Annotated in this window: 23 protein-coding genes and 5 pseudogenes; 5 read left to right on the top strand and 23 right to left on the bottom strand. The window is 68.1% G+C overall.

The features are described 5' to 3' along the window. Positions 1 to 48: 48 nt before the first annotated feature. Positions 49 to 744, top strand: coding sequence for a Tat pathway signal protein (locus ABZ192_RS29120; protein WP_356927448.1), 696 nt, complete (start codon positions 49 to 51; stop codon positions 742 to 744). A 125-nt stretch (positions 745 to 869) separates the two neighbouring features. Here the strand turns inward: ABZ192_RS29120 and ABZ192_RS29125 are convergent. The 8 genes and pseudogenes from ABZ192_RS29125 to ABZ192_RS29160 form a co-directional block, all read right to left on the bottom strand. Then, positions 870 to 991 (bottom strand): annotated as a pseudogene (locus ABZ192_RS29125) (rhomboid-like protein); the annotation flags it as partial. A gap of 35 nt (positions 992 to 1,026) precedes the next feature. Beyond that, on the bottom strand, positions 1,027 to 1,386 hold the full coding sequence (locus tag ABZ192_RS29130) for an antibiotic biosynthesis monooxygenase (RefSeq protein ID WP_356927449.1): 360 nt from the start codon (positions 1,384 to 1,386) through the stop codon (positions 1,027 to 1,029). Next, positions 1,383 to 2,558: a ferritin-like protein gene (locus ABZ192_RS29135; RefSeq protein WP_356927451.1), complete on the bottom strand. Its 1,176-nt coding sequence runs from the start codon at positions 2,556 to 2,558 to the stop codon at positions 1,383 to 1,385. The genes ABZ192_RS29130 and ABZ192_RS29135 overlap by 4 nt, the downstream gene beginning before the upstream one ends. Beyond that, on the bottom strand, positions 2,555 to 4,567 hold the full coding sequence (locus ABZ192_RS29140; protein WP_356927452.1) for a GMC family oxidoreductase: 2,013 nt from the start codon (positions 4,565 to 4,567) through the stop codon (positions 2,555 to 2,557). The genes ABZ192_RS29135 and ABZ192_RS29140 overlap by 4 nt, the downstream gene beginning before the upstream one ends. 13 nt (positions 4,568 to 4,580) lie before the next feature. Continuing rightward, entirely contained in the window at positions 4,581 to 5,018 is a 438-nt protein-coding gene (locus ABZ192_RS29145; protein WP_356927453.1) for a hypothetical protein, read from the bottom strand. Positions 5,019 to 5,107: 89 nt separating this feature from the next. Further along, positions 5,108 to 6,571, bottom strand: coding sequence for an FAD-binding oxidoreductase (locus ABZ192_RS29150; RefSeq protein WP_356927454.1), 1,464 nt, complete (start codon positions 6,569 to 6,571; stop codon positions 5,108 to 5,110). Between the two features lie 3 nt (positions 6,572 to 6,574). After that, on the bottom strand, positions 6,575 to 8,167 hold the full coding sequence (locus tag ABZ192_RS29155; protein WP_356927455.1) for a Dyp-type peroxidase: 1,593 nt from the start codon (positions 8,165 to 8,167) through the stop codon (positions 6,575 to 6,577). Positions 8,168 to 8,427: 260 nt separating this feature from the next. Then, positions 8,428 to 8,835, bottom strand: a complete 408-nt coding sequence (locus tag ABZ192_RS29160) for an IPT/TIG domain-containing protein (RefSeq protein ID WP_356927456.1) — start codon at positions 8,833 to 8,835, stop codon at positions 8,428 to 8,430. Here ABZ192_RS29160 and ABZ192_RS29165 point away from each other — a divergent pair. After that, complete coding sequence (locus tag ABZ192_RS29165; protein WP_356927484.1) at positions 8,755 to 9,027, top strand: hypothetical protein; 273 nt, start codon at positions 8,755 to 8,757, stop codon at positions 9,025 to 9,027. The genes ABZ192_RS29160 and ABZ192_RS29165 overlap by 81 nt on opposite strands. A 37-nt stretch (positions 9,028 to 9,064) precedes the next feature. Here the strand turns inward: ABZ192_RS29165 and ABZ192_RS29170 are convergent, their stop codons facing one another. Beyond that, positions 9,065 to 9,733, bottom strand: a complete 669-nt coding sequence (locus ABZ192_RS29170; protein ID WP_356927457.1) for a transposase family protein — start codon at positions 9,731 to 9,733, stop codon at positions 9,065 to 9,067. Positions 9,734 to 9,922: 189 nt separating this feature from the next. Between ABZ192_RS29170 and ABZ192_RS29175 the strand changes: the two genes are divergently transcribed. Next, a complete protein-coding gene (locus ABZ192_RS29175) occupies positions 9,923 to 10,144 on the top strand; it encodes a hypothetical protein (RefSeq protein WP_356927458.1) in 222 nt (73 codons plus the stop codon). A 124-nt stretch (positions 10,145 to 10,268) separates the two neighbouring features. Here ABZ192_RS29175 and ABZ192_RS29180 read toward each other — a convergent pair whose 3' ends face one another. After that, positions 10,269 to 11,084 carry a helix-turn-helix transcriptional regulator gene (locus tag ABZ192_RS29180; RefSeq protein ID WP_356927460.1) on the bottom strand — a complete coding sequence of 272 codons (816 nt, stop codon included), beginning with the start codon at positions 11,082 to 11,084 and terminating at the stop codon, positions 10,269 to 10,271. 72 nt (positions 11,085 to 11,156) lie between these two features. Here ABZ192_RS29180 and ABZ192_RS29185 point away from each other — a divergent pair, with 72 nt between their 5' ends. Next, a complete protein-coding gene (locus ABZ192_RS29185; RefSeq protein WP_356927461.1) occupies positions 11,157 to 11,873 on the top strand; it encodes an SDR family oxidoreductase in 717 nt (238 codons plus the stop codon). A 12-nt stretch (positions 11,874 to 11,885) separates the two neighbouring features. Here ABZ192_RS29185 and ABZ192_RS29190 read toward each other — a convergent pair. From ABZ192_RS29190 to ABZ192_RS29235, 10 genes and pseudogenes are all read right to left on the bottom strand, one after another. Beyond that, positions 11,886 to 12,716 (bottom strand): annotated as a pseudogene (locus tag ABZ192_RS29190) (IS5 family transposase). A gap of 112 nt (positions 12,717 to 12,828) precedes the next feature. Continuing rightward, a pseudogene (locus tag ABZ192_RS29195) lies at positions 12,829 to 13,134 on the bottom strand (transposase); the annotation flags it as partial. A gap of 426 nt (positions 13,135 to 13,560) precedes the next feature. Further along, positions 13,561 to 14,196, bottom strand: coding sequence for a DUF6461 domain-containing protein (locus ABZ192_RS29200; protein ID WP_356927462.1), 636 nt, complete (start codon positions 14,194 to 14,196; stop codon positions 13,561 to 13,563). Between the two features lie 94 nt (positions 14,197 to 14,290). Then, positions 14,291 to 14,815: a hypothetical protein gene (locus tag ABZ192_RS29205; protein WP_356927463.1), complete on the bottom strand. Its 525-nt coding sequence runs from the start codon at positions 14,813 to 14,815 to the stop codon at positions 14,291 to 14,293. Positions 14,816 to 15,245: 430 nt separating this feature from the next. Further along, positions 15,246 to 15,518, bottom strand: a pseudogene (locus ABZ192_RS29210) (IS5/IS1182 family transposase); the annotation flags it as partial. A 62-nt stretch (positions 15,519 to 15,580) separates the two neighbouring features. Next, the gene (locus ABZ192_RS29215) at positions 15,581 to 15,895 is read right to left on the bottom strand and encodes a hypothetical protein (RefSeq protein WP_356927464.1); all 315 of its coding nucleotides are present in this window, start codon (positions 15,893 to 15,895) and stop codon (positions 15,581 to 15,583) included. A gap of 249 nt (positions 15,896 to 16,144) precedes the next feature. Continuing rightward, positions 16,145 to 17,011, bottom strand: a complete 867-nt coding sequence (locus tag ABZ192_RS29220) for a GNAT family N-acetyltransferase (RefSeq protein WP_356927465.1) — start codon at positions 17,009 to 17,011, stop codon at positions 16,145 to 16,147. Positions 17,012 to 17,345: 334 nt separating this feature from the next. Then, positions 17,346 to 18,140, bottom strand: coding sequence for a hypothetical protein (locus tag ABZ192_RS29225; RefSeq protein ID WP_356927466.1), 795 nt, complete (start codon positions 18,138 to 18,140; stop codon positions 17,346 to 17,348). A gap of 736 nt (positions 18,141 to 18,876) precedes the next feature. Continuing rightward, positions 18,877 to 19,101: pseudogene (locus ABZ192_RS29230) on the bottom strand (IS5/IS1182 family transposase); the annotation flags it as partial. A gap of 395 nt (positions 19,102 to 19,496) precedes the next feature. Then, positions 19,497 to 19,682: a hypothetical protein gene (locus ABZ192_RS29235; protein ID WP_356927467.1), complete on the bottom strand. Its 186-nt coding sequence runs from the start codon at positions 19,680 to 19,682 to the stop codon at positions 19,497 to 19,499. Positions 19,683 to 19,779: 97 nt separating this feature from the next. Here ABZ192_RS29235 and ABZ192_RS29240 point away from each other — a divergent pair, with 97 nt between their 5' ends. Continuing rightward, positions 19,780 to 20,274 (top strand): lamin tail domain-containing protein, encoded by a 495-nt coding sequence (locus ABZ192_RS29240; RefSeq protein ID WP_356927468.1) that lies wholly within the window; start codon positions 19,780 to 19,782, stop codon positions 20,272 to 20,274. A gap of 320 nt (positions 20,275 to 20,594) precedes the next feature. Here the strand turns inward: ABZ192_RS29240 and ABZ192_RS29245 are convergent, their stop codons facing one another. From ABZ192_RS29245 to ABZ192_RS29255, 3 genes are all read right to left on the bottom strand, one after another. Next, the gene (locus tag ABZ192_RS29245; protein ID WP_356927470.1) at positions 20,595 to 21,218 is read right to left on the bottom strand and encodes a transposase family protein; all 624 of its coding nucleotides are present in this window, start codon (positions 21,216 to 21,218) and stop codon (positions 20,595 to 20,597) included. Positions 21,219 to 21,298: 80 nt separating this feature from the next. Continuing rightward, on the bottom strand, positions 21,299 to 21,580 hold the full coding sequence (locus ABZ192_RS29250) for a hypothetical protein (RefSeq protein ID WP_356927471.1): 282 nt from the start codon (positions 21,578 to 21,580) through the stop codon (positions 21,299 to 21,301). 460 nt (positions 21,581 to 22,040) lie between these two features. Continuing rightward, the gene (locus ABZ192_RS29255; protein ID WP_356927472.1) at positions 22,041 to 22,472 is read right to left on the bottom strand and encodes a hypothetical protein; all 432 of its coding nucleotides are present in this window, start codon (positions 22,470 to 22,472) and stop codon (positions 22,041 to 22,043) included. Between the last annotated feature and the right edge of the window lie 118 nt (positions 22,473 to 22,590).

A 22,590-nucleotide genomic window follows, 5' to 3' on the forward strand; every position in this document is an offset into this window, starting at 1 on the left:
GCTACGGAGGTGCAAGTTGCGCCGCAAATCCTCGCCCCCCTTGCACTGGTGATCTCCCTCTTCCCCTACGGGACGTTCGATTTCAGCGGCACGGGACGCCCGGCCGTCGCCCCCTTCGTTGGGGCCAACGAGAACAGGAGAACCACCACCATGGGCAAGATCAACAACGCCTTCGCGGCGACTGCGGCTGCGGCAGTGCTCGCCGCCGGAGCGCTCACCGCAGGGTCCGCACCCGCCGAAGCCGCCTCGGGCGGCCGGGTGTGCCTCGTCCTCGCGCCCAACTCCGTCGACGTCGACGGCCCCGAAGGACTCCGGCCCCTCGGGCATATCGGCTGGGCCTTCCGCAACAGCAGCAAGACCTGGACGTACGGCGCCACCGAGGGCGACACCGGCCAGCCCAAGGCCACCTTCATCCAGACCGGTTCCTGGAATCGGATGCTCCACAACTTCAAGACCCGGCACACCGGCAACCAGCGCTACGTGAAGTACCGGTGCCTCAGCACGCCCTCCGCGAATGTGGCCAAGGCGCAGCGGGCAGCCCGCACGAGCGCAAGCAACGGCTACAGCCTGGCCCGCAACAACTGCCTGACCAAGAGCGTGGACATCTTCCACGCCTACAGCCCCTGGTTGAACAGCAGCAGGCGTCTGCCCGACCCCAAGCCCTACGGCGTCTCCCTGACCCCCAATCACTACTACAACAACCTGCTGCCCAAGGCCGGGTGGAGCGGCACCGTCAACCTGTGACCCCACCGTCTGCTCGCAAGGACATCCAACCGCCCAAGACATCGAAAAGAGGACTCACCATGTGGAACAGGTGCCAGCGCTGCAAGGGCAAAGGAAAGTGCACCACCTGCGACGGCTCCGGCTACCGACATGTGGTGCAGGGCGACGGTGGTGACGAACAGGATCCCCAGCCACACGTACGTCCCGGAGCGGCGCGGACATACGCCCACGCCGCCCTGCGAGCCCCGGAGACTCCCCTGAACCGCATCACACCGCAAGTATTCGGCCGGGGGTGATCGGCTCTCACTTCGTGGCGACCGCCTCCTTACGGACGAAGCCCGTGAACCGGTCGGCGAACTCCGCGCTGACGTAGAGCTTGCCGCTGTTCTGCACGAAGAGATGGAGGTTGTTCGCCAGCCAGTCCTGGAAGATCCTGCCGTCGCGATGGGCCTCGAACGCCTTGCGGTCCTTCCAGGCGCCGAGGAAGATCACCTCGTTTCCGGCCGGCGGGGGCAGGGAGCCCTCCACGACGGCCGTGTGCAGGCAGTACATGTAGGTGTCGGGCTCACCCGCCTCCACCTGCGCCACCAGGTCCTTCAGCGCCGCGACGGCCTTTTCCCGCATGCCCTCGGCATGCCACCACTTCGTGACGATGGAGATCACCGGTTCACCTCCCTCTGCTCGTCGGCGATGGTGCGCAGCTTCTCCCGGTCACCCGTCTCCACATAGGAGAACCTGGGGCAGAGGGTGTGGCCCGGGCTCGCCGGATTCGGCATCCGCATCAGGGCTACGGCCATGTACTTCAGCGCGTACATGCGGTGGACGGCGCGTGGGAGGGCGGGCTTCGCCACCGCGCCGTCCCCGGTGGGGAGCGTGTACCGGACGTCCTTCGCCCCGCCCGAGAAAACACGGTAGAGGTCGTCGACGAGCTGCGTGTACGCCAGGTCGAACTCGATCAGCGCCGCGCTCTCGGCGCCGCCCTCGGTGTCGCCGTTGCGCGGGACGTGCAGCGCCGGATGGACGGCGGAGTAGTCGACCAGCACCATGGCGCCCGTCGGTTCCTCGGCGGCCGTCTGGGTGCTGCGGAAGCGGCGACCGGTCTGGAGCTCGCGGAAGCGGGCGTAGTGGGAGTACATCTGCCAGCCGTTGCGGAGCCTGTCGTCGTCCGTGACCGTCTTGGCCTTGTCGTGGAGCTTTACCTCGGGCAGGCCCTCACCCTCTTCGATGATCGTCTCGATCGCCTTCACCGCACTCGCGCGGTCCTTCACCTCGATCACATGGCCGGCGCCCCCGTAGTACTGCGTGTCCGGCACCTGGTTGCTGTGCTTGAAGTCCGCGTCCTTGCAGATACCGGTGTCCTTCAGCGCGGTGCGGATCGCCTCGTAGAACTGGCCGATGGTCTGGTAGAGGCATGTGCCGAGGGGGATGTCCGCCATCCTCGCGTGTCCGTGAAGCGGGTGCTCGATGGCGACGAAGCCGTTCACGGCCTCCGGGCAGAGCGGGCGCAGCTTCAGCTCCCCGATGCCGGAGACCAGAGGGCTGGTCATCGGGTAGGAGGGGATCGGCTGGAGGTGCTTGCCCCGGAACACGACCGGCTCGACGCTCGGCGTCTCCCCCAGTGCGTTGAGGACGTTGGCCGCGAGCGTCATGTGGAGCATCTCCTCCATGACCACGCCGCGAATGGTCTGCGTCGCCTCGGTGTTGTGGCCGTCCTTGATGGAGTAGAGCGCGGTCAGATACACCGGGATGGTGCTGAGCTCCAGGCCGACGGCGAGCTGAAGAGCGGTCTTGAGCTCCTGGAGACTGGCGAGCGGAGGCGGGGTCTTGTCGCTCACTTGCTGCCCCCCTTCTGCGGTTTCAGGTTCTCGGCGATCTGGTCGCCGGTGCGGATGGCCAGGGCGGTCATGGTGAGCGTCGGGTTGGAGGTGCCGAGCGTGGGCATGCTGCCGCAGCCGACGATGTAGAGGTTCTCCAGGTCGTGGCTCTTCTGATAGCTGTCGACGACTGAGCTGCCGGCGTCGTCGCCCATCCGGTGGGTTCCCACGACGTGCCCGGCGCCGCGGACCCAGTAGATCTCGTTCTTGTACCGCACCTCCGACGCGTCGCCCGCCTTGTAGTCGGTGTAGTCGCCGGTTTCGTACGTGGGGCGGGTGCGGCTCACCGTCATGCCGAGCCGCGCGAACAGCTGCCGGCTCGCCTCCCTCGCCCAGGGCAGCGACGCCTTCACGTAGTCCGAGAGGTCGTACTGGATGACCGGGCGGGGCTTGCCCAGGTGGTCCACGTACGCGGGGTCGATCGTCACGCAGTTGCGCTCCTCGGGGTCCTGCTCCAGTTCCCAGGCGATCCGGAACTGGCGGGGCAGGATCTCCCCGAGTCTCCTGCGCAGGTCCTTGCCGTAGAGCCGTGCGTGGCCGTCGTCGCCGCCGCCGACCAGGTCGTGGACGGTGTCGTACGGGGCGTTCTCCGGGAAGTTCCAGCCCCAGTTGCCGATCTCGACGCGGAAGGCCGTGCGGTCCTTGCGGAAGTCGCCGTCCCGGAAGGTGGGGATGCCGGACGTGGAGCCGGGGCCCCGGAAGGCGCCGGCGCTGTCCGGGAGCAGGCCCCAGGTGAGCAGCAGCGGGTGGTCCATCAGGTTCTTGCCGACCTGCCCGCTGTTGTTGGCGGCGCCGTCGGAGGCGAGCAGCAGGGTGGCGTTCTCGATGGCGTTGGCGGCCAGGACGTAGACGTCGGCGGTGACCTCCTTCTCCGGTTCCGAGCCGCCGTCGGCGTGGTACGTCTTGTACGTGAGGCCGGTGACCTTGCCCTTGTGGCCCTTCTTCTGGGTGTGGTTCACACGCATGACGACGGACTGGCTGCGGACGGCGACCCTCGCCTTGGGCACATCGTCGTCCGCCGGGGGCCGGTCGGGGTACTCCACGATCAGCTCGTACAGCGTCTTGAGCGCGTTGTACTTGGCCTGGGCCGGACAGATGGGGATGCAGCTGGAGTTGCCCTCGCAGCGGGTCCCCCGGTCGGCGTTCCCGACGGCGCCGACGGGCTCGTAGTCCGGCGTGGTGGGGGTGGAGTTGCGGGCCACCGGCGTGTTGCTGAACCTGATCCTGAACTTGTGGGTGGGTCTCCTCGCGTCGGGCAGCTTGATCTCCATCTCGTCGGCCATCTTGGCCATGTACTGGTCGAGATAGCTGGAGGGGATCTCCTGCATGGGGAAGTTGTAGACCCCGCCCGGGAACGCTTCCGTGTTCTTGCTCTTGAAGTACTTCCTCGGGTCGTTGTCCTCAATACCCGGGTAATACTGGTGGTCCACGTTCCCCGCGACGCCGATGATGTCCCACTCGGCGCGCTCGTAGTACGGCTTCAGGTCCTCGTACCTGAGTTTCTTCGGCCAGTCGACGCCCCGCTTGTACTTCGTGTGCATCTCGAAGTCGTGCGGGAGCATCCGCAGGGTGGTGCCCAGCCAGTGCAGGGTGGTGCCGCCGAGCGAGCGGGCGTAGTCGCTGGCGAAGGGCATCGGGCCCTTCTGGACGAAGTACCCCTGGGTGCTGATCACCGGGTGACCGTGGTCGTCCGTGAGGCGCGTGATGTCCAGCACATCCGGCTGCGGTGCCGAACTGGTCGCCGGATAGGGGGAGTTGGGGACCTTGGCAAGCGCCTTGTGGTAGGCCTCCACGTAGGTGTCGTACTTGTCGGCGCTCATGGCCGTGGCCCGGCCGGCCTCCAGGATCAGGATGCGGGGGTACTGCTCGTTCTCGGCTGCCTTGTCGATGACCGTCTTGGCGACCGTGGCCGCGGCGATGCCGCCGCCGACGAGGACGATGTCGAAGTGCTCGGGTACGGGGTTGGTCACGGCGTCCTCCGGCTCAAGAGATCGGGGGCAGGTAGGGGGGTTCGGCCCACGAGCCGAAGCCGGGCGGTTTGGCGCCCATCGGGTGGGCGCCGGCGGCGGACCAGACCAGGCCCTCGCGGTAGCTCTGGTCGGAGACGACGTGCTCGACGTCGTCCGCCGTCGAGCCGTTGACGTCGCGGTAGCTGCCGGGGAGCGGGTACCAGCTGCCGAGGTACCAGAGCTTGATGAGGCTGACGACGACCGGGGCGAAGCGCGGGGCGTGGACGACCGCCTGCTCGAAGGCCGAGTGGCCCTTGGTCGTCCGGTCCTGGGCGAGGGCCTCCTCGGCGACCCGGAACAGCTGTCCTGCCTCCCGCTCGCCGATGATCCGCAGCAGGGTGTCGTAGTACGTGTCGATCAGGCCGGTGCCGGCCAGTTCCGCCCGGTCGAAGCCGGTGAGGACGACTGACATGTCGGTGAAGATGTCTTTGGGTGCCGGACGTGGTGGGGCGTCGTTGGGCATACGCGTACTCCCGTACGGATGTGTGCGTGGCGGGGGTGTCAGACGAAGGTGCGGTTGAGGGGGCTGAGGTCCAGCGGGCGGTGGGCGACGTCCGGCTCGAAGTCGGAGTCGACGGACTGCTGGAAGCGGAAGAAGCGGTCGGGGTCGACGGCCTTCTTGATCCGCCTGAGGGGCTCCAGGCTGTCCCCGTAGTAGGCCTTGGCCCAGTCCCTCTGGAGAGGATCGATGTAGTTGACGTAGGCGCCGTGGAACTGGGAACTCAGCGCCTCGCCGTAGTCGTAGGCCCATTCGACGTTGCGCCGGGTGTCGGCCGCGTCGTTCCAGATCGCCTTGAGCTCGAACACGTACTGCTTGTCGCGGTGCGGGTAGGGGCCGAGGTCGGTGCAGTCCGGGTTCAGGACCTTGCCGCGGCCGTGCGTCCACACGACGAAGCTGTCGGGCGAGGGAGCGCAGTCCATCCGCTCCTGTACGGCCTTGATCATCTCTGTCGTCCAGCCCGTTTCGCCGATCATGCCCGAGCGGATGTAGGCCTGCCGGTCGCGGATCAGGGTGGACCGGCCGATGGCCATCTCCAGCGCCGGCAGGGTCACCGAGTGCAGCTGCACGCCGAAGGGACCGAGCTTCAGCATCGGCCGGAGGAGCTCGACGCCGTCGGCGTAGTTCCCGTTGTAGACCGGCGTGATCCTGAAGGTGGGGATCTTCCGGGTGGGCTCGGCCGGGTCGGGGTCGTTGCCGACGTACCCGTAGGCGGCCATCGGGTCGGGGAGCGCCGCCGCCCACTTGTCGTAGGCCGGGATCACTTCCTCGGCCCTCTTCAGCGGGAAGGAGAGCTGGCCGCCGAGGACGGTTGTCGCCGCCGGCTTGTGCAGTTGCAGGGTCATCTCGACGGCGACCCCGAAGTTGCCGCCGCCTCCGCCCCGGCAGGCCCAGAACAGGTCCTTGTCGAGCGGGTCGGCGGCATCCGCGGTCAGGGTGCGCAGGGTGCCGGACGCGTCGACGAGCTCGATCCGCGTGACGTTGTCGGAGCCGAGCCCGTAGGAACGGGAGACGAAGCTGTAGCCGCCGCCCTGGAGGAACCCGGGCAGCCCCACGGTGAGACAGCCACCGCCGACCGGGATCAGCCCGGCGGCGTCACTGGCCACGTAGCCGTAGACATCCTTCCAGGTGGCGCCCATCTGGACGGTGAGCTGCTTCTTGTCCCGGTCGAGCCGCATGCCCTTCATCAGGCCGAGGTCCAGGACGATCCCGCCCCGGTTGAGGCAGTACCCGGCGGCGCTGTGCCCGCCACCGCGCACCGTCATCGGCAGCTTGGTTTCCCGGGCGAACAGGATGGCCTGGCGGACGTCGGCCACCGCGTTCGCGCGGATGACCAGCGCCGGGGGCGTGCGGGTACGGCCGTTGTCGATCGCGACGACCTCGGCGTACTCGGCGCTGCCCGGCTCGCAGACGTGGCCGCTGAGACGGCGGGCGAGAGCGTTCACCGCGGAACGGAAGTCGGTCATGTCTCAGCCCTCCTTGACCGCGCCGAACGCCTTGAGGGCGGTGAGGCTCGGGACGAAGAAGTACTCGCCGCCCCGCATGGTCACCCACTCGCCGACCCGCTCCTTGAAGGTGTGGCCCACCATCGTCGGCGGACTGGTAGAGAAGTCCAGCTCATTGCGGGAGCCGTAGAGCTTGGGCCACTCGGCCTTGTCCGTCTCGTCAGGCTTCGTTCCGGGCTTCCGCTGGCCGATCACGGGGTCGATGCCGCTGCCCGCGCGCAGGAAGACCTTGTTGTTCGCCCACTGGTTCTGGATGAACTCGAACTGGTCGGCGATGCTGCTCTGCGCACACAGGAACAACAGGCCCACCTTGTCGTCCTTGCCCGGCTGCAGGGTCACCTTGCCGTAGCTGATGCCCCGTCGGACGATCCGCACGGTCCGCTCCTGGGTGAGGGGCTGCCCGAACTGGCGCTGCTTGTCGCCCCGCGGGTTGGACTTGCGGACGTGCGCCTGGAAGGGACAGCGGACGCCGTCCGGATCGGCGTCGTAGCTGAAGTTGTTCGGCAGCGGACCCAGACCCGCGACCTCCCGGTCCACCACCGGTGTGCCGTCCTGGAACCGGCCGACCATGTACGCGCCGGCCAGCGCGATGTCCTCGGGCGTCGGCTCCTCGCTCTTCGGATGGGCGTAGTGGGCGATCTGCTTGGCGAGGCGCTTCTCGTCCTCACGGAAGCCCTGCACGTCCTGCTCCAGCTTGCGGTACACGAAGTACGAGCCGTAGCTGTCGCCCGTGCCCCCCGGATCGCTCACCAGCACCTGGTCGAGCGGAGCGCTCGGGTCGTACTGGTCGATGCCGCCCTGGCGGACGCGGGCCTGCTCGATGTCGCGGGCGTAGAACAGGGGCTGGCTGATCCCGTCGACGAACCCGAAGTGCTCCCGGACGGGCGCGGCCGGGTTCTCCTGCCCCTGCCCGTCCAGCCGCATGGCGGTGCCGGTCTCCTCCCCGGGCGTGACGCCGAGCTTCGCGAGCTCGCCCTTCAGCGTCTGCACGACCGTGTCCAGACGGTCCGTGGCGTCGTCGGCGACGATGACGAGGGCGTGCAGCTCGCCCTGGAACTTCGGCTCCCACTGCGTCACCGGCGGGTCGTCGAGGACGTCCACGCGCGCCTTGGCGCCGGCGCGGAAGCACGGGTCGTCGGGCATGAACCGCGTGTCCAGCTTGAGGGCGCGATAGCCGTCGGCCGACAGCAGCACGCCGACGAAGGTCTTGCTGGCGGACTCGATCAGCGCACCGACGTCGCTCCCCGACATCGCGCCGTTGCCCCGGATCGTCTCCCGCACGGCCCGGTACGACTTCGCCTCCTCCCACTGCCGCAGGGCCGAGGTGACCCGGTCGTCGGCAACCATCCCGGCCAGCCACTGCCGGGCCCTCGTCCGCTGCTCGGCTGTCTGGCTCGGGAAGGTGATGAACAGGTGGCGGCTGTGGTCGCGCCCATGGCTCTTGAGGATGTTGCCCTGAAGGTCGCCCAGGGCTACCTTCAACGCGGCCGTCGTGTTGCGGGTCGGCGGGATCTCGACATCGGGATCGATGGCCGTCTGCTTCAGGTCGATTGCCATACCCCGTCATTCACACCAAAAGAGGCGATTCTAATCGTGGCTCCATCTCCATACCTTCGGCATATGCAATGGGCAAGAAGGGCTCCCGACGTGCACGAATGAGCCCCGCGAGGCCTTCCGGGTCCGCCAGATGCAATCACCCCGCCGGACCAGTCACCCCTTCCACTCAAGCCCACCACCCGAGTGAACCCAGACGAACACCTGACCGGAAACGAAACCGCCCGTCGCACAGAACAACGACAGACGGATCGCGCGGAAGGTCACGTGTACGTGTACGTCATGGGAGACGTGGCCGTCCTGCCGTCGGCCGTGCGCACGACGACGACCGCGTTTCCGGGCGGGCCGGCCGGTGTGATGGCCTGGATCTTGATGTCGGAGGCCGCCTTGAACACGGCCGCCACCCCGCCGAAGGTCACGCTGGTATCCAGCAGCAGCCCCGTGCCCCCGCTTCGACTTCCTCGACCAAGCCGCCCGTACCCTGTACACCGACTGGGAGCGGGTCGCCGGCGACTGCCTGGCCGCCCTGCGCCTGACGCCGGACGCCACCCGACGATCCGCAGCTCACCGAGCTGATCGGGGAGCTGTCCCTGCACAGCGACACCTTCCGCCGCATGTGGGCCGACCACGACGTCCTCGCCCACACCAGCGGCACCAAACGCCTCCACCACCCGCTCGTCGGCGACCTCACCCTCGACTACCTGGTCCTGGCCGTCGAAGGCGACCCCGAACAGACCCTCACCATCTACACCCCCGAACCCGCCTCCCCCTCCGTCGAAGCCCTCGCCCTCCTCGCCAGCTGGACCTCTGCGACGAAACGGGGCGGCGCAACCGGCAACAGGTACCTGAAGGCTGTCCCGTAAAAGATCTTTGGCGTGCTCGATGACCTGCCCGCTCCCGTCATCCGACGAGGGCGAGGTTGTGCAGGCGGGCGATGCCGAGCATGGCGTGGTGGACGCCGTCGCCCTTGAGGCGGCAGTCGCGCAGGATCTTCCAGGTCTTCATGCGGGCGAAGGCGTGCTCGACGCGGGCGCGGACCTTGCGGTGCGAGGCGTTGTGTTCCTCCTTCCAGGCTGGCAGTTCGGCCTGGCCGCGTTCGCGGCGGTGCGGAATGACCAGACCGGTTCCCCGGGAGCCGCCGTCCGCGATCACGATCGTCCTGCCGACGGCGCCTTTCGCGCCGGACAGCTCCCACGCTTTCGACTGCTCGGCGATGGTGTGGTCGCGGGTGGGCACCAGGGTTCCGTCCACGATCAGCACGGTGCCCTTGCCGAACCGCTTGCGCTGCTGGAGCGCGAGAGACGGCCCGAGGTGGTCGATGATGCGGTCGGCGGCCGACTTCGACACCCCGAACAGCGGGGCGAGTTGGCGCAGGGTGAGGTTGGTGCGCCAGTACGCGGCGACCAGCAGGACGCGGTCCTCCAACGGCAGGCTCCAGGGCCGTCCCTTGCGGACCGGGTCCGCGCCTTCACGCCGCAACGCGGTGATCAGCTTGCTGAACTGACGCGGACTCAGCCCGGTGAACGGGGCTATCCAGGACGGCTCCGACGCCGTGATCACACCAGCCAACAAGCGCATTTCTGGGCTGGCGAACGCTGGGACGAACTGCGCGCCTTCGTCGAGGCGCCGCTGCGGGACGCTCTCGACCAGTTCAGTGCCCCGCTGTTCTGGGACGGCTCCACCTACGCCTCCGAGACGTCAGGCTTCTCTCCGGGTGTGGGGCCGGGCGCCTGTGACTGGACCTCTCGGCTCGACGTCATGCTCTGGCTGTTGCCGGAGGAGGTAGCGGCGCTGCATCACTTCTGGGGGCAGGCCGAGCCGCACCTCGGCTCACTGCGCGAGCCCTTCGACCGCCACCTCACCGAACCCATCGGCTGGATCAAGGACTTCCCGTCATTCTCCCGGCTCGTCACCGAATGGGGTGACGTCGTCAGCCAGGCCGCCCGCCGCAACTGGGCCGTCATCGGCCTGCGGTGCTGAGCACTTAAAGCCCGTGCAGATAGGCGGCGTGGAGAGCCTCAGTAGCAAGGTGGGCATAGGCCCGAGTGAACATGTAGTTGCGACGCTCTGCGACTGCTGGGCAAACCTGTGCGCGTCTTCCGTTTCAGGTCGTCTGCCTGGCCAGCCTGTGCAGGGCCCGCGAGGCGGGTGATCCGGGGTCGGCCGTGATCAGGACGACTTCCTGGTCTTCCTCGGGTACGAGCAGGACGTCACAGTTCAGCCGCAGCGTGCCGGCTTCCGGGTGGTCGATGGTCTTGGTGCGGTGCCCGGGAGCGTGGACCGGACGTGTCTGCCAGATCTGCCGGAACTCCTCGCTGCTGGCGTGCAGTTCGGCCAGCAGGGCGGTCAGCTGCGGGTCGTGCGGGTAGCGGTCGGCGGCCCGGCGCAGCCGCGCCACCACGATGTGCCCGAGCTCCTCGGTGCTGGCGCCCTCGTACATCCGTCCCTGGCCCAGGAAGCGGCGCCGGGCCAGGTTTGTCGTCCCGCGTGCGAGGTCGCCGCCGAGCAGGGCTTGGGCCAGGGGGTTCCAGGCGACGACGCCGTAGGCCGCGTCGGTGACGATGGCAGCGGTCTGCGGCAGTCGCTCCAGCATCCGGGCCACGTGCGGGCGTACCCGCCGCACGACATTGCTGCCGGGCGGCGCGCTCGATCCCGCCAGGCGGAACAGGTGGTTGCGCTCGGCCGGTGTGAGCATCAGCGCCTGAGCCAGCGCGTCCAGGATCCGGGCCGACGGCCGCGATCCGCGGGCCTGCTCCAGCCGCGTGTAGTAGTCGACCGACATGTGGGCGAGCTCCGCCACCTCTTCGCGGCGCAGGCCCGGCGTGCGGCGGGCGGTGCCCGTCGTCGTCAGCCCGATCTCGTGCGGGCGCAGGCCCGCCCGGCGGTCCCGCAGGAAGCGGGCCAGCTCCTGCCGCGCCATGCCACCTCCTGCCGCTTGCCTGGTACAGGTTGTCCCTGGCAGGGCGCCCACCGCCAGAGGACCGTAGTTGCCATGAACGATCGCACAGCTCTGGTCACCGGCGCCAACAAGGGCATCGGCAAGCACATCGCCCGTCTGCTCGCGGCCGAGGGCCTCACCGTGTACGTGGGCGCCCGCGACCCGGGGCGCGGACAGCGGGCCGTCGAGGAGATCGGTCCCGGCGCCCGGCTGCTGGTCCTCGACGTGACGGATCCCGACGGCATCGCACAGGCCGCGGCTCAGGTGGACCGCCTGGACGTGCTGGTCAACAACGCCGGCATCGCACCATCGTTGGCCTCGCCGGCTGACACCGGCGTCGAGGAGTTCCGGCGCGCATACGAGACCAACGTGTTCGGGGTGGCGGCGGTGACCAATGCCTTCCTGCCGGCCCTGCGCCGGTCCCCGCACCCGCGCATCGTCAACATCTCCAGTGGCACCGCGTCGCTGACCTGGAGTACGAACCCCAATCCCCAGTTCACGCCGGGAAGCGGTGGCGCCGCCGCCTACCGGTCGTCCAAGGCCGCCCTCAACGCCCTTACCGTCTTCTACGCCCAGACGCTGGCCGAGGACGGCTTCAAGGTCAACTCGCTCGCCCCCGGTCTGAGGGCCACCGATCTCACCCCCGGGGCCGCCGCTGCCGGCGACGACCCGGCCGAGGCCGCCCACGGTGCCCTCCGCCTGGCCCTGCTGCCGGACGACGGCCCCACCGGTGGCTTCTTCTCCTGGGACGGAACGCCCGTGCCCTGGTGAATTGGTGATCAGTCACGGGCAGCGCCGGGGGTGGGTGTCCCAGCGGTGGGTGGTCCCGGCTCGGCGGATGAGACTGCGGACGGCGATGATCGTGTCCGCGAGGTCAAAGAAGGCGTTGACGACGGTCGAGCGGCGCTCGTAGCAGCGGCCAAGGCGGTGGAAGGCGTTCTGCCAGGCGTGGGTGCGCTCGACATGCCACCGCTGACCGGCCTGGATCGGCGCCTCTCGCCCTTGTCCGCGATGCGGCCGTGCAGGTTGCGGGCGGTGAGCTCGGTGCGGGTCCTGTCCGAGTCGTAGCCGGCGTCCAGGTGCACCGTGATGTCGTCGGGCAGAGGTCCGAGGTCGTCCAGGAGGTCCAGCGTCGGCGCGAGCAGCGGCGAGTCGTGGCGGTTGGCCCCGGCCGAGCGGGATCCCGTATCCATCCGTCATGCCTGAGCGTTTCAGGCCCTGTTTGCCGCGGTCGACCGGTGAGCGCCCGGCGACCTCGCCGCCGCCGGGGGCCTTGGTGATGAAGCCGTCAACGGCGATCTGGTCGAGCACGAGCCCGACGATCCGGTCGTAGGACTCCAGCGCGATCTGCTTGAGCCGGGTGAAGACGCCGAGCCGGATCCACTCGTCACGGCGGTTGCGGATGGTGGTCACCGAGCAGGTCGTGTCGGAGATCGCCTGATACGAGCAGCCGAACCGTAGGAGCTGCAGCAGCTTGTCGAACACGATCCGGTCGCTGATGCGGGGCCGGTGGCACCCCAGCGGGTGGGACGGATCGACCGTCGGGCGCTCGGGTAGCAAGGCAGCGAATTGGTCCCAGAGCGGGCCGGTCAGCCATGATGGCAGCACGGGCACGGTTCCCCTAGTGATCACAGAGCGTCGCAACTTCATGATCACGGAGACCTGTGCCCGCCTCGCTGCCTGGGTACCCCACCCCGCCTATCTGCGCGGACTCTTAGACGTCGTTTCAGTTGGTGAGTCGGCGGTAGCCGATGAGGGCTGCGGCTATGCCGACGAAGGCGAGGCAGTGCTCGGCCTTGCGTTCGTAGCGGCGGTGCAGGCGCCGGCATCCAGCGAGCCAGGACGCTGTCCTCTCGACCACCCAGCGATGACGGCCCAGGCGCTGTGAGGACTCCATACCCTTGCGGGCGATGCGGTGGCGGATGCGGCGTTGACGCAGGCCCCGGCGCAGGTAGTCGTAGTCGTAGCCCTTGTCGGCATGGAGCTTGGCCGGGCGTCGGCGGCGCGGGCCGCGGCGTGAGCGTATGGGCGGGATGCCGCACACGAGCGGCTTCCGAGACCGGTCAGACCTTCAGCCTCGTTCCCGCCCGGGCGAGGCTTATCGACGAGAGGCCTGGCCCGAGCTGAAGCGCCATGTCACAGCACTGCTCATCACGTTTCATTCGGCGCCGAGTCGGTACGCACTCGATCCTCACTAACCCGTGGCTCCGCGGCAGGAGAGAACGGGCCGACCCCCACGGTGGGGTCGGCCGCTTCCCTGCTCGCAGTCAGCTTTCATGGCGCCACAGCCGTGTGTCAGCGTTTCGCAGTGCCCATCTGCTCGGGGATCGTCTGCCGGTGCTCACGGTCGAGCGACCTTGGGTCCGGGGAGGTGTACGGGCTGTCGGCGGCACGGCTGAGGTGGCCGTCCCAGACGGACGGACGGTCGGCCGCGGTGAGGAGGCCGCATGGCCCCGACTCAGTACCCGTCAGCGATTTTGATCGTGAGGAGGCGGCGCTCATCAGCTTCCGGGGGGACCGTGCACTGCATCTGCTGCTGGATCGCTCGCACAGCGTTCGCGTAGGCATCGGCGCGATCACCGGTGTTGATGGCCGCCACATGACTGGTGAGCCGATCGAGCACTTCAGGTCGCGTGCCGTAGTCGCTGTCCGGGAAGAGCGGATCGAATGACGAGACGATCTCGCCGTCCTCGGCATAGGAGATCCAGCACGAGCCTGACTCGCTGTCACGCAGCGAGAGAGCCACCGTCTCCCGGGACACTGACTTCACGATGTCGTCCGCCGCCAGGTATGAGCCCTCGGGCTCGATCACGAATAACCAATCGCCGTGTTCGCCGGCCCTAAGAACGGGGCCGTCACTGCCGAGTACGCCGCTGTCTCGCAGCAGCTCGAAGTCCACCTCAGGCACGTCGTCCTCGTCGATGTCCTCGCCGAGGGCCTCGATGCGCGCTGCCTCTGTGCGGGTCAGGCCAACGGGGTGGAGGTCTTCGCCTCCTGTCCGTGCGAGAAGTTCAGCGGGGGCGATGCCTCTCGCGAAAATGGCGCAGTAGCCGAACTGGTAGAGCTGACGATTCGGAAAGATGTCACTGGTCACTTGCTACCCCGGCGGATTTATTGATGCGGCTTGAGCCGTCGCTGGCCGGCCTGCATTGTCGGCGTCGGCCGGCCAGCGACGTGGATACAGGCAGCTACGGCTTGTTTCCTGCGTCCACCCAGTATCCGTCGCCACCAAGGAGGCGCTGTGCCTTGGTGAACCGGCCCAGGTCGCCACCGACGCCTTCGTTCTGGTTCTTGGGCATGCTGGCACGGGCGCACTTGGCGTTCGCGGGAGGCATCTTGCCCTGGTTCAGGCCGGGCCAGGTGAGCGAGAGGTATTCCTTGCCTTCGAGGGTCTGGGCCACGACGTTGTACTGCTGGCAGACCTTGCCCGATGTGACCCCCTGCTGGGCGCCGCTCTGCTTGGACTTGGCGAAGGGGAACTCGTCACACTGGGTCGGCTTCGGAGTCGACGGGTGAGGCTTGAAGGTGCTGTCGCAGATGATGTCCTGGTTCTTCTTGGCCACCTTGTCATCCGCCTCTCGAGTCAGCGGCTGACCCTTGCCCTCCCAGCCGGGATGGCTCGACATGCTCGCCTGCACCATGCCGATGAACTGCCGGGCCTCGTTGTACTTCGACTCGACCACGAAGGTGGGGTGTACATCGGGACGACGCATCCGGCCAACTTGTCCACCCGGTTGTCACACCGGACTTCCCATGCGCGGCTCTCGTTCGCTCCCCACTCGACGTCGGCCTTCGAAGCGCCGTACTTGGTGGTGAGCTTGTACCCCAGCATCAGTGTGTCGTTACCGGTTGTCTTCTTCCATGAACGCTGCCAGGTCCCCTCCTTTATGGAGAGCGGCGTCACTGGAGCCGGGCCCGTCCACGGTCCGAGGCCCTGCTCGCACGCCGACGATGCGACACATTCGCCGTCGATCTCAATGGTGAAGCCGGCAACAAGGGCTCCGCTGACAGCCTGCACCCGCAGGAAGAAGTCCTCTTTGAAGTGCGTATCGGTCGTCTTAGTACTCCAGTTGAACTTCGCTGTCGCCGCTGGTCAGAGGCTGTTCTCTGAGCATACTCAGCTGACGTGTCGTCATGTGGTCGAAGGCCGCCGACCTCGCGCACCCACCGGCTCATGGTGGTGCGGTGGATGCCGTTGCCGCCGGCCAGGTCGCCGGGCCGCTGGTCTCAGCGCAGCACCGCCAGCACGATCCCGGCGATCTTCCCGGCGGGCAGCGCCCGCCACGGCGAGCGGATCTTCTTGCGGTGGCCGCGGATCAGATCGGCGAGATAGTTCAAGGTGGCGCTCGACAGCGACAGGCGGGCGGTGCAGACAAGGCCGTCAGGGCCCTCGACGGTTTCGTTGTTTTTCTTCACACCAAACTCAACTGCCGCCGGGGGCCCGCCGGTTACGCCTACCCGCTCTTCGAGTCCGGTGACTACGGGCGCACGGTGAACTTGCCGTCACCCCGCTTGTGCAGCCAGCCGCGATCGGCCAGCTTCGTCAACTTCCCGCGCAGTGGCTCCAGCTTGCCCCGCACCCCGGTGTCCAGACCCAACGCCTCACCGACGGCCCGGGTGGCGACCGGCCCACCGGCCTGCCGCACGGCGGCCAGGATGCGCTGGTAGTCCGCCGGCAGCGCGGACTCGGCCACCCCTGACGCCCGGTCCGGGACCAGCCGCACCGCCCGACCCGCCACCTGCACCACCGGCGACCCGGCCGTTGCCCGCTCGTCAGCGAGCTGCTCGCTCATCCGCTGCCACACCCGGACCGCCACGGCCAGCTAGTCCCGCTCGGCCCGCACCTCGGACAGCTGCTTGACCAGCTGCTCTTCGAGTTCATCCAGCTCCGCGCGGCGCGCGGTGATCCGCTCATGCACCTCGGGGTCCACCATTCGCCGGAGCGTACGAGCGCAACCCGAGACGGCGGATGAGAAACCGGAAACCCGCACCTGCCAGACGATCTACGCCCCAGACTCTCGCCATACCGAGCAGTTGCGGCGTCAGACCGTCCGGATCCGGTCCCGCACCTCCGGCCGCACCTCGAACCCGGCCGCCTTGTACGTGGCGACGCCGCCGACGTTGGAACTCGGCGTGCATACACGTACGCTCGACGAGCCCAGCTCCCGCAGCGCGGCCGCCCCGGCCACGTTGATCGCCCGGCCGTAGCCGCGACCACGGTGGTCCTCGTGGACGCCCATCGGCTCGACCAGCCCCGGCTTCCCCGGGCCGGCCGACCACACCGTCACCACCGCCGTCACGCTGCCCTGGTCGTCATAGGCGCCGAGGCAGCGGGCGTCGGCGTAGAACGGTCCCGCCGACATCGCGTGCCAGTACTCGCGCGTAGGCCGCGAGGTGTTGAACGCCGACCGCAGGACGTCGGCGAAGTCCTGCGCCTGCTCCGGGCCGATCGACTTGATCCGCACGCCGGGGTCCTCCACCGGCTCGGTGAGGTCGCGGAAGAGCGGCGTCCACGGCTCGTCGACGCCCCAGCCCTCCTTGCTCAGCAGGTCGTGGAGCACCAGGCCCAGCGGCGCCTCGATGGACACCGCTCCTTCCGGCAACACGCCGCGCTCAGGCAGCGAGAAGTCCTCGACAAGCCGCCGCGCCAAGTCCTCATCCTGGAAAGCGTCCGGAGCGACCGTCATCCGCACCAGCGTCGGCGAGTCGAGCATCCCGACCGCGAGAATCCGCCCGTCCCGACTCCAGGTCCGGACCACCGCGGCCGTCTCGGCCGTTCCGAACCGGTAGTTCCAGCCGATGTCCCCGGAATGCAACTGCATCGGCGCTTCGTCGTACTGCCACTCCCGCAGCGCGGCCATGGCCTCGCGTACCCCGTCGACAGTCGGCGTACCCAGCACAATCGTCATAGCCGGGATCAGACACTCCATCCCGAAGGCCCGCAACCGATTAACCGGGCCGGCCGCTGCTCCCGCAGCGGCCCGAACAAGAGCTTCTGCTCCCGCAATAGCCCAGCAGTTTCGGTGCCCCCCGTTCCGCGCGGCGCGCGGTGATCCGCTCATGCACCTCGGGGTCCACCATTCGCCGGAGCGTACGAGCGCACCGAGACGGCGGGCGAGAAATCGCAAAATACCCGCACCTGCCAGACGATCTACACCTCAGACTGCCGCCCACGACCAGCACGAGTACGCCGAAGACAACTCACGCCAGACCCGTGACCAGCACCCTCACGATGCACACCGCTCACTGCACACCGGGCGTGAGCTCGATGCGCACGCCCTCGCCTTCCCTGAGGATGAAGACGTGGTCGATCCGCGCCCGCCAGCCGATGGGCACGGCGTAGTAACGCCCGGCGCGCTCCACAATGAGCCGCAGGCCCTCGTAGCGGTGGCGAAAGTGGACGCCCGCACCCAGATCCCGGTGGCGCAGGCCGGGCGCCCACGACGAGAGGCTGAGTGACTGGGCGCTGTGGACCACCAGACCGGTGCGCAGAGTTACGTTGCGCGCGTCGTTCCTGGCGTTCCGTTCGCCGAGTTGGCCGGAGACAAGGGTGACTGCCCAGAGCAGGAACAGTCCGGCGGCCAGAACCAGCAAAGCCGTCTCCCACGGGCTCCTCGGGCGGCTCAGGCCAGCCTGCCGTACGACTCCGAGCACCAGGCCGAAACCGACGAGGAGGGGTCCCGCCCAGCGGTACGGCAGAAGCACCTGCCACTGCCACCACAACACGAGCAGAAGCAAGCCTGCGGCCACGACGATCAGATAGTGGCGGGCCAGAGCCGACGCCCCCCGTCCGGCGCTGCGCATCAGGACGTGAAGTCCCTGTTGCGGCTGATGTCCGGCGATCGCCACGACCAAGCACAACGCGGCGGCGCCCACAAGAACCGGAAACGTCACCAAGTGCAGGCTGTGCAAAACGAATTCACCGAAGCCGAAGCCGAGCGCAAACGGGGAGAGGTGGAAGTAGCCGTAGTACGCGCCTGTGTAGATCACCCCCACGTAGAACATCAGCGCGGCGATGAACGACGCTTGCGCGACCACGATGTTGATCAGCGCCGTCGGGGGCGTACCGGCTGGCGAGTCTGTGCGTTCGAGCCCCGCTGAAGAACGGGGCCCTGGTTCGTTCACGTGCCGTCCGGTGACGGCGGGCACGCCGGACCGCCGGGGCAGGCCGGAGGCGGAGTGCCTGTCGGAGTGATGCCCGCGCCTCCGTCATCCGAGGGGCCCGTGTTCGACGGCACGGGGTCGGGCGGAGAGATCGACTCGCCACTGTAGGAGGAAGAACTACCGGAAGGCGAAGGCGAGGGTGACGGCGACGTCGGTGACGGCGAGGGTGGCGGCGACGTCAGGGTGGAGCTTGGCCGCGAAGGAGTGGGGCTCTCCTCAGTGTCTTCTGCCCCTCCTCCCGAACCGCACGCTGCGACGAGCCCGAGGACCGCCGCAAGCACGCTCACGCGGGCCATCACGCCAGGGCTGTACCTCATGCCGTCTCCCCGCAGTGCTTCACCGTGTTCTGCCTTATGCAGTCAGCAGGCGACCGTAGCCCCGATCTGTCCATCGCCAGAGGAGCCTGACGCCGGCAGTGGCCTGTACCACCCGATCGGAGCAACATCGGGCTGCGACTGTCCGCTTGAGCGGCAAGGGCGCGAGCAGGCAAGGGGCCTCCTGGCATGCTGACACCTCTCTCCCTTCCCCTGAGATGTCGGCGAAGGGGAAGACCAGCCTGACCACAGGCCCGGCCCCCAAGCCCACCCTGCCCCGACGCGCCGTCAGGCAGTCACGCACCCAACAACGTGACAACGCCGTTCGCGCCGGTGAGGCGTCGGGTCATGACGTGGGTCATCGCCCAGTAGACGCGGGAGGCGGAGGAGGGGCGGTGCTCGTAGTCGCGGGCCAGGCGCCGGTGCAGTATCAGGACTGCGTAGGTCTGCTCGATCCTCCACCGCTTCGGCTGCGGCACGAACCCCTTGACCTGCGGGGTGCGAGCGACGATCTCAACGTTCGCGGCCTTCTTCTTCGGCTTCGCCCTGATCTGCGGCTGCCACCAGCGCTTGACCTCACGCTCTATGTGCTCGCATAGGTCCCGGCGGGGCCGCTTGAGCTTGCCTGCGACGTAAAGCTCCACGGCGCGCTGGGACACCCCGAGCACCTCCGCAGCCGGTGGCCGGTGGAGTACAGGTGCAGGACCTCGTGGCCGACGCCGTTGTCATCAACGTAGGCCCGCTCGGCGCGGTAGAGGCAGCGGCCCGTGCGTACGGGGGCGGCGGACATGGCGGAATCCTTCGGCATGTCACGCGGCCTGGCCGGCGGTGGTCAGGTCTTGCTCGCGGAGCGCGGCGAAGTCGACGTCGAGCTTCGGGTCGAAGGTGACGCACGCACCACCCGGACCGGCTCACGTCATACCAGGCCGATGTTCTGGGCGATGTCCTCGGCGCGGCGCAAGTGGTCGTGGGCGGCCTCGCCCAGACCCTCCACCACTGCGGCCACGACCGTCTCGATGACCGCGAGGGTCGGCACCAGGCTGTCGTAGGGAGAGGGCGCCGTCACCCGGCAGGACAGCGTGACGTCGGCCCGGCCGGCCACCGGGGTCTTCGAAGGTTCTCGCCTGGGCGCAATCACCGGACCTGGGTGCGTGTCCTGCACAGGCGCTCCCACCCGCTCAACCATGGGGAGCCCGCTCTTGCACAAGAACCTCGTCAAGGCTGCCTCTGTTGCGGCCGGCGCGCTGACCGCCCTGTCCTTTACTCCCGCACACGCCGCCGAGTACAGCTCGGCGTTGAAGGTCCGCGGAGTTCAGTACGACGCGCCGGGCCGGGACTCCAACAGCTGCTCCTCGGGCAACACCGACGAGGAGTACCTGACGGTGAAGAACTACTCGTCCCGCTCGACGATCAACCTCAAGGGCCACGTCGTCAAGGACGCCACCGGTAACCGCTTCACCTTCACCGCCAACCACTACCTGCAGCCCGGTGACTATGTGAAGCTGCGCGGCGGCCACGGCACCGACTCCGACACCCACAACGTCGTCTACCGCGACAACTGCAACTTCCTGTGGAACAACGACAAGGACACCATCTACCTGTACAAGCCCTCAGGCAGCCGCGCCGACGTCCACGCCTACACCAAACACAACGACGACCCCGACCGCAACGGCTACATCAACTTCCACGGCTGAGACCACCCCACCCGGCCCCGGACCGGCTGCCCAGCCCTCCTCAGACCCTGGCCGGTGACGTCACTGAGGCGAAGGTGCCAGGACTGTGTTCCCAGCGTCTCAGTGCCCAGCGCACCACCGACCGGCCCCGCCAGCGAGCGAACCGTTGCCCGCGCAGTTTCGCGCTCTCGCCCGCGCGCATCGGGCCGTGAGCGACGCCTGCCAACCCAGAGGGCAGAGCTGCTGTGGTCACGGGCACTCGAAGGGAAAAGAGTTCCATGGGCGAGGAAAAGGGACATGGACACGGCAACGGATGCAGTTTCCACAGCCAGGTGACGTAGTCATCCAAGGGGCCGGGCGGGATGCCGTCCGGCTTCGGCCTGATGGCCAACTGGCCCCCCCCCCACCGGCTGGCGGGTCTCGACATCGACCAAGACGGTTCCGTAGAGCCGTCCTTTGCGGGTGGCGTACTCGTCGACACTGACCACCCGCGGGGTGGGCGGCTGCAGTTCTGGCAGTTCGTCGACAATTCGCAGGATCGTGCTCCGGCTGACGCCGACCCCGAGCACTTGGGCTATGCGGGCTCCGGCTCGGCCGGTCAGGGCCAGCCCGATGTCGGACAGTGCCGAGCCAAGGCGTTCCGTCCGCTGGCCGTGACGCCGGGTCAGCCCTGCTATCTGCTCGACGAATGTCCGGCGCCCGCAGGAGGCATTCGGACAGGTAAACCGCCGAACCCTCAATCGGAGAACCACGTTTCTGCCACCGCTCGGCACGTCAGCGGGGAACCGCAGGTAGGAGCCATGGGCACGGTCCGACCACGTCCCGCACAACGGACATGACGCTCCTGCCGTCGCGCACCGGACATCAACGCGCACTATCGCGATGCTCACGTCTAACGACAGCACCACCACGTCCGCCACCGACGGGAACAGCAGATCCTTCAACCGAACCGCAAGCTCGTCCACGGCCCCGAACTGTCAGCCCAGCCACCCGGACGGGCAGCCCTTTTCGGGCAACCTCGACGCAGCTCTCTCCGCCCGCTCCGTCACTCACCGTGGCGGACCACAGAACCTGTGCCAGCACCGCCGGAAGTGAACGAAGCCAGGCCCTTGGGTGCCTTCCAGTGCTCACGCAGGTCGACGGTGGCGCCGAGGTCGTCCAGGAGCCAGGGCACCCACCCGGCCGGCGTCATGGTGCGCATCCGGGCGACGGTGACACCGGTGCGCTCGGCCAGCGCGGCGAGCATGGTCGGGGGCGGGTCGTAGCCGAGGTTGTCCGGCAGGACCAGGCCGGGTATATCAAGGTTGCGGGTGAGCAGTTCGCGCACCCCGAGCCCGTACGGGGCTGCCAGTCGTTCCAGCGGGGCTCTTCCCCTCCCCCTCTGTGATCTCCGGGACGACAGCACATGCCCTCAAGAGCTCTCGTTCTCGGAACGGATCAGCACCGTACGGCCGTCGCATCACCGATGGCCCGCGCCCTGAGCTCGTCTTGATGCCCCCAGGCCCCCATCCAGGAGCATCTCCACAGTTCACCCGGAACACTTCATGAATCCCGAACGGTGCACCGCTGAGCGCGGAGTCCGAGCCAACCAAGCACCTGAGAGTCGCCGGATATTCCGTATCGGCCCGGCGCCCAACAACGTGATCAGGAGCATCCATCCACCCGCCGCCGGGCCGGTCCAGGTGAGGAACGGCAAGGGTGGGCCTCGACCTGCACAGAGCAAGTACAAGGCCCACCGCCCCGTCACAGGGGGATCCCCCCGCTCCCCCTCACTGGGCCCTCGTTGCTCAGCGGTGCCAGCCGCTCCAGCCGCCACTCGGAGTTCCACTGCGGTTGTTGTACCACCAGTTGCCGTCGGTGCCGCGCACCTTGAGCGTGATGGCCCAGCCCCAGCCCTCAGCGACCACCGTGCTGCGGCCCTGACCACCCATCGACGTCCAGGAGCTGAGCGTGCCATTGGTCCGGGACCAGCGCGTCCAGATCGCCCCGTCCGTGCCGATCCCGAAGACCTGCTGTTCTCCGTTGGGCAGGTCGTACTCCGTGCAGCCGTACTGACCGTGGATGTTTCCGCCCCAGTTACGGGTCTCGGTCACACATGACGCCAGCGCCGCGTCGGCGGCGTTCGATGCGGCCACCGCGCTGCCGGCCCCCGTCAGGGTCCCGACCAGGGTCAGGCCGGCCACGGCCGACGCTGCTTTCCATGTGAACTTGCGCTTCACGGCAATTCCCCTCTTCTTGGTCGTTCCGGTCGCTCATACCTTCGCCGAGGGGCCGTGAGGATGTCTTGGAACTTTCTTGAATCAGTGCGCTGAACTGCGGAAACTTTTGCGCCTAGAA

Source organism: Streptomyces sp. NPDC006235 (genome assembly GCF_040613735.1).
In the GTDB taxonomy this organism is placed as follows: domain Bacteria; phylum Actinomycetota; class Actinomycetes; order Streptomycetales; family Streptomycetaceae; genus Streptomyces.